General features: G+C 60.4%; 13 protein-coding genes. 5 read left to right on the top strand and 8 right to left on the bottom strand.

Annotated features, from left to right (window positions below):
- The first annotated feature begins 173 nt into the window (after nucleotides 1–173).
- A complete protein-coding gene (locus CGA21_RS01130; protein ID WP_110748228.1) occupies nucleotides 174–737 on the top strand; it encodes a chorismate--pyruvate lyase family protein in 564 nt (187 codons plus the stop codon).
- Complete coding sequence (gene ubiA / locus CGA21_RS01125; protein WP_110748230.1) at nucleotides 737–1,627, top strand: 4-hydroxybenzoate octaprenyltransferase; 891 nt, start codon at nucleotides 737–739, stop codon at nucleotides 1,625–1,627. Before CGA21_RS01130 ends, ubiA begins: the two co-directional genes overlap by 1 nt.
- A gap of 129 nt (nucleotides 1,628–1,756) precedes the next feature.
- On the opposite strand, the gene CGA21_RS01120 is transcribed toward ubiA, so the two are convergent.
- Nucleotides 1,757–2,143: a hypothetical protein gene (locus CGA21_RS01120; RefSeq protein WP_110748233.1), complete on the bottom strand. Its 387-nt coding sequence runs from the start codon at nucleotides 2,141–2,143 to the stop codon at nucleotides 1,757–1,759.
- 152 nt (nucleotides 2,144–2,295) lie between these two features.
- Here CGA21_RS01120 and phoB point away from each other — a divergent pair, with 152 nt between their 5' ends.
- From phoB to CGA21_RS01105, 3 genes are all read left to right on the top strand, one after another.
- A complete protein-coding gene (gene phoB, locus CGA21_RS01115; protein ID WP_020797927.1) occupies nucleotides 2,296–2,985 on the top strand; it encodes a phosphate regulon transcriptional regulator PhoB in 690 nt (229 codons plus the stop codon).
- Between the two features lie 80 nt (nucleotides 2,986–3,065).
- Complete coding sequence (gene phoR, locus CGA21_RS01110) at nucleotides 3,066–4,352, top strand: phosphate regulon sensor histidine kinase PhoR (protein ID WP_218646489.1); 1,287 nt, start codon at nucleotides 3,066–3,068, stop codon at nucleotides 4,350–4,352.
- 123 nt (nucleotides 4,353–4,475) lie between these two features.
- A complete protein-coding gene (locus tag CGA21_RS01105; protein ID WP_110748236.1) occupies nucleotides 4,476–5,816 on the top strand; it encodes a hemolysin family protein in 1,341 nt (446 codons plus the stop codon).
- Between the two features lie 114 nt (nucleotides 5,817–5,930).
- Here the strand turns inward: CGA21_RS01105 and CGA21_RS01100 are convergent, their stop codons facing one another.
- From CGA21_RS01100 to CGA21_RS01070, 7 genes are all read right to left on the bottom strand, one after another.
- Nucleotides 5,931–6,827, bottom strand: a complete 897-nt coding sequence (locus CGA21_RS01100) for a peptidoglycan DD-metalloendopeptidase family protein (RefSeq protein WP_033042678.1) — start codon at nucleotides 6,825–6,827, stop codon at nucleotides 5,931–5,933.
- Nucleotides 6,828–7,002: 175 nt separating this feature from the next.
- A complete protein-coding gene (locus CGA21_RS01095; RefSeq protein ID WP_110748239.1) occupies nucleotides 7,003–7,899 on the bottom strand; it encodes a response regulator in 897 nt (298 codons plus the stop codon).
- Nucleotides 7,900–7,979: 80 nt separating this feature from the next.
- On the bottom strand, nucleotides 7,980–8,741 hold the full coding sequence (gene phoU / locus CGA21_RS01090; protein WP_008064514.1) for a phosphate signaling complex protein PhoU: 762 nt from the start codon (nucleotides 8,739–8,741) through the stop codon (nucleotides 7,980–7,982).
- A gap of 71 nt (nucleotides 8,742–8,812) precedes the next feature.
- The gene (gene pstB, locus CGA21_RS01085) at nucleotides 8,813–9,646 is read right to left on the bottom strand and encodes a phosphate ABC transporter ATP-binding protein PstB (protein ID WP_095943421.1); all 834 of its coding nucleotides are present in this window, start codon (nucleotides 9,644–9,646) and stop codon (nucleotides 8,813–8,815) included.
- Nucleotides 9,647–9,809: 163 nt separating this feature from the next.
- Nucleotides 9,810–11,480, bottom strand: coding sequence for a phosphate ABC transporter permease PstA (gene pstA / locus CGA21_RS01080; RefSeq protein ID WP_110748243.1), 1,671 nt, complete (start codon nucleotides 11,478–11,480; stop codon nucleotides 9,810–9,812).
- Nucleotides 11,481–11,495: 15 nt separating this feature from the next.
- Nucleotides 11,496–13,778, bottom strand: coding sequence for an ABC transporter permease subunit (locus CGA21_RS01075; RefSeq protein WP_110748246.1), 2,283 nt, complete (start codon nucleotides 13,776–13,778; stop codon nucleotides 11,496–11,498).
- 215 nt (nucleotides 13,779–13,993) lie between these two features.
- On the bottom strand, nucleotides 13,994–14,995 hold the full coding sequence (locus CGA21_RS01070) for a phosphate ABC transporter substrate-binding protein PstS (protein WP_110748249.1): 1,002 nt from the start codon (nucleotides 14,993–14,995) through the stop codon (nucleotides 13,994–13,996).
- Nucleotides 14,996–15,229 lie beyond the last annotated feature (234 nt).

Below are 15,229 nucleotides of genomic sequence, written 5' to 3'. Positions count from 1 at the left end.
TTGCCGGCGTGGACGGTCGATGGTTACTGCGTTGCCATCCAGCTCAAAGGGTTTTTTACTGATCGGGCCCGACAGATGCAAGCCTGTTCGGCGCAATGGGTGGCCGGATCAATCAACATTCGTGGCTGGCATGGTAAGCTCGCAGCCTCCTTTGCTGCCAATAATGACTCATTGTGCAACACACAGAATCCCCCTGCCCTCCCCCAACCTGGCTCTTTCAAAGCCAACTGACGCCTCTCCCCGACACGTCTATCCTCGATTGGTTGTTCGATAATGGCTCGCTGACCAGGCGTCTCATTCATCTGACGAATGATGCGTTTAGCGTCACGCCATTGTTCGAAGGCTGGCAGCCCCTGCGCACGGATGAATGCGCCGCGCTCGGCCTGGCCGAGGGCAGTGAAGGCTGGGTGCGCGAGGTGTACTTGCGTGGTCACGGGCAAGCCCTGGTGTTTGCCCGCAGCGTCGCGGCGCGCAGCGCGTTGCAGGGCGACGGCTTGCACATGGACGAATTGGGCAGCCGCTCCCTGGGCGAGCTGCTGTTTTGCGATCATGCCTTCCAGCGCCGTGCCATCGAGGTTTGCCACTACCCGCAAGCGTGGTTGCCAAGCGAAGTGCGGGCGCCCGGGCTGTGGGCTCGCCGCTCGCGTTTCGACCGTGGCGCCTTGAGTGTGCTGGTGGCCGAGATCTTCCTGCCGACCCTGTGGAGCGCCGCCCGCGTCCATCCGGAGAATTGCTGATGTACCAGAGCCTGCTCAAGTCCTTGAACCGCTTGAATCCCCGGGCCTGGGATTTCATTCAGCTGACGCGCATGGACAAGCCGATCGGCATCTACCTGCTGTTGTGGCCGACGCTATGGGCGCTGTGGATTGCCGGCAAGGGCTCGCCGTCGCTGGCCAATATCGTGATTTTCGTCCTTGGCGTGGTGCTGACCCGCGCGGGGGGCTGTGTGATCAATGATTGGGCGGACCGCAAGGTTGATGGCCATGTGAAGCGCACTGAACAGCGCCCGCTGCCGAGCGGCAAGATCAGCTCCAAAGAAGCGTTGGTGTTCTTTGCATTATTGATGGGCCTGAGCTTCCTGCTGGTGCTATGCACCAACGCGGCAACGGTCTGGCTGTCGTTCGGTGGCTTGGCGCTGGCCTTCACCTATCCGTTCATGAAGCGCTACACCTATTACCCGCAAGTGGTGCTGGGCGCGGCGTTTTCCTGGGGGATGCCGATGGCGTTCACTGCCGAGACCGGAGAACTGCCGGCGGCGGCGTGGCTGCTGTGGATCGCCAACCTGTTGTGGACGGTGGGTTACGACACTTACTACGCGATGACCGACCGCGACGATGACTTGAAGATCGGCGTGAAGTCCACGGCGATCCTCTTTGGCGAGGCAGATCGGGTGATCATCCTGACCCTGCAGGGGCTGGCGTTGGGATGCCTGCTGCTGGCCGGGTCTAAATTCGAGCTCGGCGGCTGGTTCCATCTGGGGCTAGCGGTGGCGGCGGGCTGTTTTGCCTGGGAGTTCTGGTACACCCGTGACAAGGACCGTATGCGCTGTTTCAAGGCGTTCTTGCACAACCATTGGGCCGGGTTGGCGATTTTTGTCGGGATCGTGCTGGATTACGGGTTGCGTTGACCCGTTTTCCTGTAGAAGCGAGCATGCTCGCGAAGATCTCACAGACGCCGCGGGGTGTCAGGCTTGCCGCGTTATCGTTGACGACCATCGCGAGCATGCTCGCTCCTGCAGGGAAAACCTGGGCGTCGTTTACTTCTGCGACTCGTGCATGACGTGCCAGACGTCCTTCATTTTGTCGCCTTTCATGTCTCCAGGTTTTTCGTCCTTCACAAAGGTATAAAGTGGTTTGCCGTCATAAGCCCACTGCATCGTGCCGTCATCGCGCTTGATTGGCGTAAATTTGCCCTCGGCCTTGGCGCCCGCCGGTGCCATCATCGGCGGCCAATTCTTCGCACAATCACCATTACACATCGACTTGCCACCCGAGTCCTTGTCGAATGTGTACACCGTCATACCTTTATGGTCGACCATCATGCCGTCTTTCATCATCGCCGGGTCGGCGGCGAAGGCCATGGTCGGCAGCGTTAACGCAGCAGTCACCAGCAAAGCCTTCCAGGATTGAGCAATGTGTTTCATGGAAACCTTCCGTTTGTGGTTGTCAGGATTCGGACTTAGAGCTTAGCCCAGGTTCATGACAATCGCCGGGGGACTAAAATACTGTCACACGACTGCAATAATTCCGTTATCTAATGCGGCGCAAGACAGTTAAATGACAAGAGGATTAAGGCATGGTTGGCAGGAGCATTCTGATCGTCGACGACGAAGCGCCCATTCGCGAAATGATCGCCGTTGCGTTGGAAATGGCCGGCTACGACTGCATGGAGGCGGAGAACTCCCAGCAGGCCCACGCCATTATCGTCGACCGCAAACCAGACCTGATCCTGCTTGACTGGATGCTGCCCGGCACGTCCGGCATCGAGCTCGCCCGCCGCCTCAAGCGCGACGAGCTGACCGGGGATATCCCGATCATCATGCTCACCGCCAAGGGCGAAGAGGACAACAAGATCCAGGGCCTGGAAGTCGGCGCCGATGACTACATCACCAAGCCCTTTTCCCCACGTGAGCTGGTCGCACGCCTCAAGGCCGTGCTACGCCGTGCCGGCCCCTCCGACGGCGAAGCACCGATCGAAGTCGGCGGCCTGCTGCTGGACCCGATAGGCCACCGCGTGACCATCGACGGTAAACCGGCGGAAATGGGACCGACTGAGTACCGTCTGCTGCAGTTCTTCATGACCCACCAGGAACGCGCCTACACCCGTGGCCAGTTGCTGGATCAGGTCTGGGGCGGCAATGTGTATGTCGAGGAGCGCACCGTGGATGTGCACATCCGGCGCCTGCGCAAAGCCCTCGGCGATGCCTACGAAAACCTGGTACAAACCGTGCGCGGCACCGGTTACCGCTTTTCCACGAAAGCGTGACCCGGATTTCCCCGTTTTAGAAGTAGACAAGGACGCGCTTTCAAGTGAACCAAAACTGGCATGGCACCCTGATTCGCCACATGCTGCTGCTGGTCACCGCCTGCCTGGTGATCGGCCTGATCACCGGCTACTACGGCTGGAGCCTCGCCGCGGGACTTGGCGTTTACCTGGCCTGGACCCTCAAGCAACTGCTACGCCTGCACGAATGGCTACGCCTGCACAAACCCGATGAAGCACCTCCCGATGGCTATGGCCTGTGGGGCGAGGTGTTCGACAGCATCTACCATCTGCAACGTCGCGACCAACGCGTTCGCGGGCGCCTGCAAGCGGTCATCGACCGGGTCCAGGAATCCACCGCAGCCTTGAAAGACGCGGTGGTCATGCTCGACAGCGACGGCAACCTGGAATGGTGGAACCGTGCCGCTGAAACCCTGCTGGGCCTCAAGACCCCGCAGGACAGCGGCCAGCCGGTGACCAACCTGGTACGCCATCCGCGCTTCAAGGAATACTTCGAGCAGGACAGCTACGCCGAACCGCTGGAAATCCCTTCGCCGACCAACGACCGGATGCGCATTCAGTTGTATATCACCCGTTACGGCAACAATGAGCACCTGATGCTGGTGCGCGACGTGACCCGTATCCATCAGCTGGAACAGATGCGCAAAGACTTCATCGCCAACGTTTCCCACGAGCTGCGCACGCCGCTGACGGTGATCTGTGGCTACCTGGAAACCCTGCTCGATAACGTCGAGGAAGTGAACCCGCGCTGGACCCGTGCCCTGCAACAGATGCAGCAGCAAGGCGGGCGCATGCAAACCTTGCTCAATGACCTGCTGTTGCTGGCCAAGCTGGAAGCCACCGATTACCCGTCGGACAACCAGCCAGTGGCCATTGATGGCTTGCTGCAGTCGATCAAGGGCGATGCTCAACAGTTGTCAGGCCAGAAGAATCAACAGATCACCCTGGAAGCCGACCCGACGATTCTGCTCAAGGGCAGTGAAGCGGAACTGCGCAGCGCGTTTTCCAACCTGGTGTTCAACGCGGTGAAATACACCCCTGCCGAAGGCAGCATCCGCATCCGCTGGTGGGGCGATGAGCAAGGCGCGCACCTGAGCGTGCAGGACTCCGGGATCGGCATCGACAGCAAGCACCTGCCGCGCCTGACCGAACGCTTCTACCGCGTCGACTCCAGCCGCAATTCCAACACTGGCGGTACCGGGCTGGGCCTGGCGATCGTCAAGCATGTCCTGCTGCGTCATCGCGCGCGCATGGAAATCAGCAGCGTGCCGGGCCACGGGAGTACATTTACCTGCCACTTTGCACCCGCTCAGGTCAGCAAATCCCGGGTGATCAGCACCGCCGACTGATACCGGCCAGCACACGCCACTAGGCAATTGCCCGGTCAGCCGCTACATTGGCTGACTTGTGCCTGCCTTTCAGGTGCACTTTTTTCTTTCCATTCGAATACACGGAACCCGCAAAACTCCATCATGGACCCTTCCCCTGGCTTGACCCTCGCAACAATATTCGCCGACTTCGGCATGATTCTTTTTGCTCTGATCCTGGTTTTGCTCAACGGCTTTTTCGTTGCGGCGGAATTCGCCATGGTCAAATTGCGCTCGACCCGGGTCGAAGCCATCGCTGAGCAGCACGGCTGGCGTGGACACATCCTGCGCACCGTGCACAGTCAGCTCGATGCTTACCTGTCGGCGTGCCAATTGGGTATCACCCTCGCCTCGCTGGGCCTGGGCTGGGTCGGTGAGCCGGCGTTCGCGCATATCCTCGAGCCGGTGCTCGAAACGGTCGGCGTACAGTCAGCGGAAGTGGTCAAGGCCGTGTCGTTCTTCACCGCGTTCTTCATCATTTCGTACCTGCACATTGTGGTCGGCGAGCTTGCCCCGAAATCCTGGGCCATCCGCAAACCCGAATTGCTGTCGCTGTGGACCGCCGTGCCGCTGTACCTGTTCTACTGGGCCATGTACCCGGCCATCTACCTGCTCAACGCCAGCGCCAACCAGATCCTGCGCATCGCCGGGCAAGGCGAACCCGGCCCGCACCACGAGCACCATTACAGCCGTGAGGAACTGAAACTGATCCTGCACTCCAGCCGTGGCCAGGACCCGAGCGACCAGGGCATGCGCGTACTGGCCTCGGCCGTGGAAATGGGCGAACTGGAAGTGGTCGACTGGGCCAACTCCCGCGAAGACCTGGTGACCCTGGAATTCAACGCGCCACTCAAGGAAATCCTGGCGATGTTCCGTCGCCACAAGTTCAGCCGTTACCCGGTGTACGACAGCGAACGCCAGGAGTTCGTCGGCCTGCTGCACATCAAGGACCTGCTGCTGGAGCTGGCGGCCCTGGACCACATTCCCGAGTCGTTCAACCTGGCCGAACTCACCCGCCCGCTGGAACGCGTGTCGCGGCACATGCCGTTGTCGCAGTTGCTGGAGCAGTTCCGCAAGGGCGGCTCGCACTTCGCCCTGGTCGAAGAGGCCGACGGCAACATCATCGGCTACCTGACCATGGAAGACGTGCTGGAAGTGCTGGTGGGCGATATCCAGGATGAACACCGCAAGGCCGAACGCGGCATCCTCGCCTATCAGCCAGGCAAGCTGCTGGTACGCGGCGATACGCCATTATTCAAGGTCGAGCGCCTGCTGGGTATCGACCTGGACCACGTTGAAGCCGAAACCCTCGCAGGTTTGGTCTATGAAAGCCTCAAGCGCGTCCCTGAAGAGGAAGAAGTGCTGGAAGTCGAAGGCCTGCGCATCATCATCAAGAAGATGAAGGGACCGAAGATTGTGCTGGCCAAGGTGTTGATGCTCGATTGATGGGCTGATCCAAAGCCGAGCCGCCCCCTTCGCGAGCAGGCTCGCTCCCACATTGGAATGCATTTCAATTGTGGGAGCGAGCCTGCTCGCGAAGGCATCAGATCAGTCAACGCATTATTGTTTGCCCAGCGCGAAGTTGGGTAACGCCCCCATCGGTTGCTTGAACTGGTACGGGATCGACACCAGCCCCATCCCGGTATTGCGCTGCACCACGAAGTGCAGATGCGGCCCGCTGCTGTTGCCGGTATTGCCCGACAGCGCCAGCGGGCTGCCCACGACCACCCGCTGCCCTTCGCGAACGCTGACCGAACCTTTTTGCAGGTGCAGGTACACGCCCATCGTCCCGTCATCATGCAGCACCCGCACGAAGTTACCCGACGGATCGGTACCGCGCCCGGTCTGCCCGTTTTCGGTCTTCACCACGATCCCGCCCCGCGCGGCAATGATCGGCGTGCCTTCCGGCATGGCGATGTCGATGGCGTAGCGATTCCTCGGGCCGAAGTGGCTGTATTGGCCTTCCGCGCCCTGGCTTACGCGAAACGGTCCGCCACGCCAGGGGTACGGGTATCGGTAGGCTACGGCAGCGCCTGCGGGGTCGCCCAGGGAATATTCGAACTTGGGAAGGTAGGCGAGCGGCTGCCCGGCCCTGGTCGGCGTGAGCTGCGCCAGGCGAATGCTGCTGCGCAATGGCATTACCCGACGAATGGGACGACTCGGTGCACCGCTGACGTTGTTCAACCCGGTAAAACTCAATTCGATTTCAACCGGCGCATACAGGTCATTGCGCACGTAGACGCTGTCCACGCCGTCCTTTTTCATGATCACGAGGTACACCTGACGCTCGAAGTTCTCGACCATGCGATCGCGGAACGTGAACACGCTGGAGCCTTTCGTGGGGCGGTCGCTGTAGGAGACCACGCCACTGGCGTCGGTGGACTTGTAGATGGTCACTGCCATGGCCGAAGTCGAGGCGATGAAAAGACCACAGAAAAACAGCAGGCGCGCGAACATGGGCGGGATTCTGTCGATTCAGGTTTGGGATTGAGCCTAGCAGGCGCAATGGACCTGTGAAGTCGGCAGATGTTCAGATGGATGTACGGTGATGTCGAGGGCCTCTTCGCGAGCAAGCTCGCGCCTACAGGTCGGCGCAATCCCTGAAGGAGCGGGCTTGCTCACGAAGGCGCTCTTAAGCGCCAGGAATGAAATGCTTCTGCGCCGTACCCCGAGCGATCAATCGCGAAATGTAGTCGAGTTTCTGCGCATCCTGATCGACAAAGCGGAAGGTCAGCTGCAACCAGTCGCTGTCGGGCTTGGGCTCGTGGGCCACCACAGCGTGCAGGTAGCCATTGAGGCGGGCCACTTCGGCACTCTCGCCCTGCTCCAAGTCCAGTACGGCGCTGTCGAGGACCTGCGGCAGGCTGTCGGTGCGCTTGACCACCAGCAGCGCTTCCTTGAGGCTCAGCGCCTTGATCACGCACGGCTGGATGCCGTTGGGCAGCCGCAGCTGACCCTGGCCGCGTCCACCGCCGCCAGTAGCAGCCACTGGAGCCTTGACCGGTGGGCTGTTGAGCACTCCTGGGGATGCTGCCGCGGGCGCCGGAGCAATCACGGCAGGCTTGCCGCTGGTCAATGCATTGAGGGTGTCGTTACCGAACGCCGAGATCGTTTTGGTCGCCGCCACGCTGATCAAGCTGTCGAGTTTGCCAACCTTGTGCAGCGCCTGCTTGACCTTGGTGATCAGTTGCTCGTTGGTGAAGGGTTTGCTGACGTAGCCGGAAACGCCGGCCTGGATCGCCTGGACAACGTTCTCCTTGTCGCCGCGACTGGTCACCATCACGAATGGCATGCCTTTGAGGCTGTCTTGTTCGCGGCACCAGGTCAGCAGCTCCAGGCCGGACATCTCTGGCATTTCCCAGTCGCACAGCACCAGGTCGAATGCCTCCCTGGCCAGCAGCGACTGCGCCTTGCGGCCGTTGACCGCGTCTTCGATGCGCATGCCCGGGAAATAGTTGCGCAGGCATTTCTTCACCAGGTCACGAATGAACGCAGCATCGTCCACGACCAACACACTGACCTTACTCATCCACAACCCCTTTAAAAAATCCCGGCGACCCCCAAACGAAAACGCCCGGCCAATAGGCCGGGCGCTTTAATTGGGCAATCTTACTTATCGTCAGATTTGCCCGGAACATTAGCGGTTTCGCCGCTGGTTCCTTCAACTTCTTCCTTCATGCGCTTGAGACCCAGATGACGTACGTCTGTGCCGCGCACCAGGTAAATCACCAGCTCCGAGATATTGCGCGCGTGGTCGCCGATGCGCTCCAGCGAACGCAGTACCCAGATGATGCTCAAGACCCGCGAAATAGAGCGTGGGTCTTCCATCATGTAGGTCGCCAGCTCACGCAGGGCCGTCTTGTACTCGCGGTCGATGATCTTGTCGTACTGCGCCACCGACAACGCCAGGTCGGCGTCAAAACGGGCAAAGGCATCCAGCGCATCACGGACCATGTTGCGCACCTGGTCGCCAATGTGGCGAACCTCGACGTAACCGCGCGGCGCTTCGCCTTCTTCGCACAGCTGGATGGCGCGACGGGCGATCTTGGTCGCTTCGTCACCGATGCGCTCCAGGTCGATCACCGATTTGGAAATGCTGATGATCAAACGCAAGTCCGACGCCGCCGGCTGACGACGGGCCAGGATGCGCAGGCACTCTTCGTCGATATTGCGTTCCATCTGGTTGATCTGGTCGTCGATCTCACGTACCTGCTGGGCGAGGCCGGAATCGGCCTCGATCAACGCGGTGACCGCGTCGTTGACCTGCTTCTCGACCAGCCCGCCCATGGCCAGGAGGTGGCTGCGCACTTCCTCGAGCTCGGCGTTGAACTGCGCGGAAATATGGTGGGTAAGGCCTTCTTTACTAATCATGTTGGCGTCCTTGGAGCGTCCGGTAAGGTGCGGTGGACCGCAGCGTCAGTTTAGTGAGCAACAACCGCTTACTAGCCATAACGACCGGTGATGTAGTCTTCGGTCTGCTTCTTCGCCGGATTGGTGAACAGGGTATCGGTATCGCCGAATTCCACCAGTTTGCCCATGTACATGAACGCCGTGTAGTCGGAAACCCGCGCGGCCTGTTGCATGTTGTGGGTCACGATGACGATGGTGAACTTGGATTTCAGCTCGTAGATCAGCTCTTCGACTTTCAGCGTCGAGATCGGGTCGAGTGCCGAGCACGGTTCGTCGAGCAGCAGCACTTCCGGCTCCACGGCAATGGTACGGGCAATCACCAGGCGTTGTTGCTGACCACCGGACAAGCCCAGCGCCGATTCATGCAGACGGTCTTTGACTTCGTCCCACAGGGCCGCGCCTTTCAACGCCCACTCAACCGCTTCGTCGAGCACGCGTTTCTTGTTGATGCCCTGGATACGCAGGCCGTAGACCACGTTCTCGTAGATGGTTTTCGGGAACGGGTTGGGCTTCTGGAACACCATGCCGACGCGACGACGCAGCTCGGCCACATCTTCGCCCTTGCGGTAGATGTTGTTGCCGTACAGGTTGATCTCGCCTTCCACGCGGCAACCGTCCACCAGGTCGTTCATGCGGTTGAAGGTACGCAGCAGCGTGGACTTGCCGCAGCCGGACGGGCCGATGAAGGCGGTCACGCGCTGTTTCGGGATGTTCATGCTGACGTCGAACAGTGCTTGTTTGTCGCCGTAGAACAGGCTCAGGCCCGGCACTTCAATGGCCACGGTTTCCTGCTCGAGGTTCAGGCTCTGTTTGTCGCGACCCAGGGCCGACATGTTGATGCCGTGGGTATGTGCTTCGTGCTGCATGGGAGGCTCCCTGTGCTAACAAATTCGGTTCGGGGCCGCAGGCCAGGCCTGCGGTTACGCAATTCTTTCTTTGTAGGAGCCGGCTTGCTGGCGATGACATCACCGCGGTGAACCAGGCGGACCGAGTCGCCAGCATCGCCAGCAAGCCGGCTCCTACAGTTGATCAGCTATCCAGCGCCTTGTACTTCTCGCGCAGGTGGTTACGGATATAAACGGCCGACAGGTTCAACGTCGCGATCACCAGCACCAGCAGCAGCGCCGTGGCATACACCAGCGGCCGCGCGGCTTCGACGTTCGGGCTCTGGAAGCCGACGTCATAGATGTGGAAGCCCAGGTGCATGATCTTCTGATCCAGGTGCAGGTAAGGGTAATTACCGTCCACCGGCAACGACGGCGCCAGCTTCACCACACCTACCAGCATCAGCGGCGCCACTTCACCCGCGGCGCGTGCCACGGCGAGGATCATGCCGGTCATCATGGCCGGGCTGGCCATTGGCAGTACGATCTTCCACAAGGTTTCCGCCTTGGTCGCGCCCAGGGCCAACGAACCTTCACGCACGGTACGAGGAATCCGAGCCAGGCCTTCTTCGGTGGCCACGATCACCACCGGCACCGCCAGCAGCGCCAGGGTCAACGATGCCCAGAGCAGGCCCGGCGTGCCGAAGGTCGGCGCTGGCAAGGCTTCAGGGAAGAACAGGCGGTCGAGCGAGCCGCCCAGCACATAGACAAAGAAGCCCAGGCCGAACACGCCGTAGACGATGGCCGGAACACCCGCCAGGTTGTTCACCGCGATGCGGATCACCCGGGTCAGGGTGTTCTGCTTGGCGTATTCACGCAGGTACACCGCGGCCAGTACGCCGAAAGGGGTCACGATCATCGCCATGATCAAGGTCATCATCACGGTGCCGAAGATCGCCGGGAAAATCCCGCCTTCGGTGTTCGCTTCACGCGGGTCGTCGCTCAGGAACTCCCAGACCTTGCTGAAGTAGAAACCGATCTTGGTAAAGGTGCCCATGGCGTTCGGCTGGTAGGCGTGAACCACTTTACCGAGGCTGATTTCGATTTCCTTGCCGTTGGCATCGCGGGCAGTAAGGCTGTCGCGGTTGAACTGCGCGTGCAGATCGCCCAGACGGGCCTCGATGTCCTGATAACGGGCATTGAGCTCGGCGCGCTCGGATTCCATGTCCGCTTGCGCAGCGGCGTCGAGCTTGCCGTCCAGCTCCAGTTTGCGGCCGTGCAGGCGGATGCGTTCCAGCCCGGCGTTGATCGCGCCGATGTCGGACTTTTCCAGGGTCTTGAGCTGGGTAGCCAGCTGATTCACGCGGTTGATCCGCGCCTGCAGCTCGGGCCATGCAGCCTCGCCTTCGGCAATCACCTTGCCGTCCTGTTTGACGTTGACCAGGTAACCGTAGAAATTGCCCCACTCGCGGCGCTCAAGCGCCATCAATTCGACCGGCGTTTTCTGGTTGGTCAGCCACTCGCCGACAATCCAGGTGAAATCGGTGCCGTTCAGGTCTCGGTTGCCGACCTTGATCAGCTCGCGGGTCATGAACTCCGGGCCTTCGTCAGGCACCGGCAGGCCGGCACTCTTCAAACGCGCACGCGGCACTTCTTCCTTTTGAACCACTTCGCCGATGACCAGGTGATTGGCCTGGCCCGGCACGTCGTAGCTGGCGTGGATAAGATCCGCCGGCCAGAAGTGACCCAGGCCGCGCACGGCAATCACTGCCAGCAGGCCAATGGTCATGATGACCGCAATGGACACCGCGCCACCGCTGATCCAGACGCCCGGGGCGCCGCTCTTGAACCATCCTTTCAGGGAGTTCTGTTTCACAGACTTCTACCTTTCTTAAAGCGACGAGTATTTCTTGCGCAGACGCTGACGAATCAGTTCCGCGAGGGTGTTCATGATGAAGGTGAACAGCAGCAGCACCAGTGCCGAGAGGAACAGCACGCGGTAGTGGCTGCCGCCGACTTCCGACTCCGGCATTTCCACCGCGACGTTGGCGGCCAGGGTGCGCAGGCCTTCGAACAGGTTCATTTCCATGACCGGGGTGTTACCGGTGGCCATCAACACGATCATGGTTTCGCCGACCGCACGGCCCATGCCGATCATCAATGCCGAGAAGATGCCCGGGCTGGCGGTGAGGATCACCACGCGAGTCATGGTCTGCCACGGCGTGGCACCGAGGGCCAGTGAACCCAGGGTCAGGCCGCGCGGCACGCTGAACACGGCGTCTTCGGCGATGGAGTAAATGTTCGGGATGACTGCGAAGCCCATGGCCAGGCCGACCACCAGTGCGTTGCGCTGGTCGTAGGTGATACCCAGATCGTGGGAGATCCACATGCGCATGTCGCCGCCGAAGAACCAGTTCTCCATGAACGGGCTCATGTACAGCGACAGCCAGCCGACGAACAGGATCACTGGAATCAGCAGGGCACTTTCCCAGCCATCAGGGACTTTCAGGCGAATCGATTCCGGCAGGCGGCTGAAGGTGAAACCGGCGACCAGGATGCCGATCGGCAGCAGCATCAGCAGGCTGAAAATGCCCGGCAAATGCCCTTCGACATAGGGTGCGAGGAACAGGCCGGCGAAGAAGCCGAGGATCACCGTCGGCATCGCTTCCATCAGCTCGATCACCGGCTTGACCTTGCGGCGCATGCCCGGGGCCATGAAGTACGCGGTGTAGATCGCGGCGGCGACGGCCAGTGGAGCAGCCAGCAGCATGGCGTAGAACGCGGCTTTCAGAGTACCGAAGGTCAGCGGCGACAGGCTCAGCTTGGGTTCGAAGTCGGTGTTGGCGGCGGTCGATTGCCAGACGTATTTAGGCTCGTCGTAGTTCTCGTACCAGACCTTGCTCCACAACGCGCTCCACGACACTTCCGGGTGCGGGTTGTCCAGCAGCAACGGTTGCAGCTTGCCGCCGGCCTCCACGATCACGCGGTTGGCCCGTGGCGACAGACCGAACAAGCCCTGGCCTTCGACCACCTGGTCGACCAGCAGGGTACGGTGTGCGGTGCTGTGGAACACCCCGAGCTTGCCCGAGGCGTCGAGGGCAACAAAGCCCTTACGGCGCTCTTCGGCGGTGATTTCAACGATGGGCGTGGTGCCCATCTGGAAGGTACGGATCTGCTTCAGACGCTGCTCGCCATCCGGGTCGCGGGCCATGAACCACTGGGCCAGGCCGCCTTTGGAGTCGCCGAGAATCAGGGAGATGCCACCCACCAGCTGCGTACTGGCGGTGATTTGCGCTTCGCCATCTTCCAGCAGTTTGTAGCGACCGTTGAGGCTCTTGTCGCGCAGGCTGAAGACGTCGGCCTGGGCACGACCGTTAATCACGTACAGCCACTGTTGGCGCGGGTCGACGAAGATGTTCTTCACCGATTCGGTCATCTGCGGCAGATCGATGCGCTTTTGCTCGTTGGTGATTTCGCCGGTCATCATGTTTTCTTCGCTGGTCAGCGACAGAACATTGAGTTGCGAACCGGTTGAACCCACCAGCATCAGGGTTGAATCGTTGGCATTGAGGCTGACGTGTTCCAGCGCACCACCCGCCTCGTTCAGCGTGATCGGCGCTTCGCCATACGGATACTCAATGGCCGGCGAGATGCTCTTCTTGCCGTCCGGATAGCTGACTTTATAAGTGTGACGGAACACCAGTGCCTGGCCGTTGGACAAGCCCACCGCCACCAGCGGGTGACCCGGTTGGTCTTCAGCGATGGAAGCCACGGTGGCACCCGCCGGAAGCGGCAGATCGACGCGCTTGAGTTCAGCGCCACTGTCGATATCGAAGAACAGCGCCTGGCCCTTGTCGGAAACCCGCATCGCGACCTGGTTCTGCTCTTCCAGGGAGATCATCAACGGCTTGCCGGCGTCTTGCATCCAGGCCGGCGTGATGGCGTCCCTGGATGTCAGGCTGGCACCCTGAAACAGGGGCGCAACGACGTAGGCGAGGAAGAAAAAGATCAGGGTGATCGCGCCGAGAACGGCGAGGCCGCCCACCAGGACGTACCAACGGGTCAGGCGATCCTTGAGCGCGCGGATGCGGCGCTTGCGTTGTAGCTCAGGCGTATTGAAATCAATTCGCTTGGGGGGATTTGTAGTCATTGTGGAATTGGCCAGATCATTCATTCGCACACCCTAGCGATCCTGTATGACAGAAAGATGACAGTGCAGTGACGCAACAAATCCGCCGCCCGGTGAAACCGGCAGCGGAGTGAGAATTGGGGGTTGTAGGAGCCGGCTTGCTGGCGATCCTGTCGACTCGGCTCGACGGGCTCACCGCGGTGATGCCATCACCAGCAAGGCGGCTCCTACAGATCCGGGGTTAGCCCCGGATCAGGGTTTTACTTTTTTGCGACTTCGGTACCGCCTTCCTGCAGACCCAGGTCAGCCAGTGCTTTTGCAGCGACCTTGGCTGGCAACGGGATGTAGCCGTCTTTCACCACGACTTCCTGGCCCTGCTTGGACAGAACCAGCTTCACGAACTCGGCTTCCAGCGGGGCCAGAGGCTTGTTCGGGGCTTTGTTGACGTAGACGTACAGGAAGCGCGACAGCGGATATTTGCCGTTCAGGGCGTTTTCTTCGGTGTCTTCGATGAACTCGGTGCCGCCTTTCTTGGCCAAGGCCACGGTCTTGACGCTAGCGGTTTTGTAGCCGATGCCCGAGTAACCAATGCCGTTCAGCGACGAGCTGATCGACTGCACGACCGAAGCCGAGCCTGGTTGTTCGTTCACGTTTGGCTTGTAGTCGCCTTTGCACAGGGCTTCTTCCTTGAAGTAGCCATAGGTGCCCGATACCGAGTTACGACCGAACAGTTGCACCGGCTTGTTGGCCAGGTCGCCGGTCACACCCAGGTCACCCCAGGTTTTCACGTCGGTTTTAGCGCCGCACAGACGAGTGGACGAGAAGATCGCGTCGACTTGTTCCATGGTCAGGTGCTGGATCGGGTTGTCCTTGTGTACGAAGACGGCCAGGGCGTCCACGGCAACCGGGATAGCAGTTGGCTTGTAGCCGTACTTCTGCTCGAAGGCAGCCAGTTCGGTGTCCTTCATCTTGCGGCTCATGGGACCCAGGTTGGAGGTGCCTTCAGTCAACGCAGGTGGCGCAGTGGCGGAGCCAGCGGCCTGAATCTGGATGTTTACGTTCGGGTATTCTTTCTTGTAGTTCTCAGCCCAGAGGGTCATGAGGTTGGCCAGGGTATCGGAACCGACGCTGGACAGGTTGCCCGACACACCAGTGGTCTTGGTGTAGCTCGGGATAGCAGGGTCAACAGCGGCAACCGCGTTGGCAGTCGCAACGCCAGCAGCGACAAAAGTCATTGCCGCCATCAAACGCTTCAGTTTCATGCCTTACTCCTAGCAGATAGGGTGTGTTATTCGGGGCCAAGTATCAGCAGGCCGTGTGAACACTCTATGGCTGAAATATGACAATTGGATGAAAGGCCAGTATTCGTTGTTCCAAGGCAATGCCGCGTCATCGTTCTTCGCGAGCAAGCCCGCTCCCACCTTCGACCGCATCCCTCTATCGGTACTCGGTCAAATGTGGGAGCGGGCTTGCTCGCGAAGGCGTCATTGCAGTCG

This window comes from Pseudomonas sp. PSB11 (assembly GCF_014596605.1).
In the GTDB taxonomy this organism is placed as follows: domain Bacteria; phylum Pseudomonadota; class Gammaproteobacteria; order Pseudomonadales; family Pseudomonadaceae; genus Aquipseudomonas; species Aquipseudomonas umsongensis.
The sequence above is the reverse complement of the archived record's forward strand: the minus strand, read 5'-3'. Positions and strand labels throughout refer to the sequence as shown.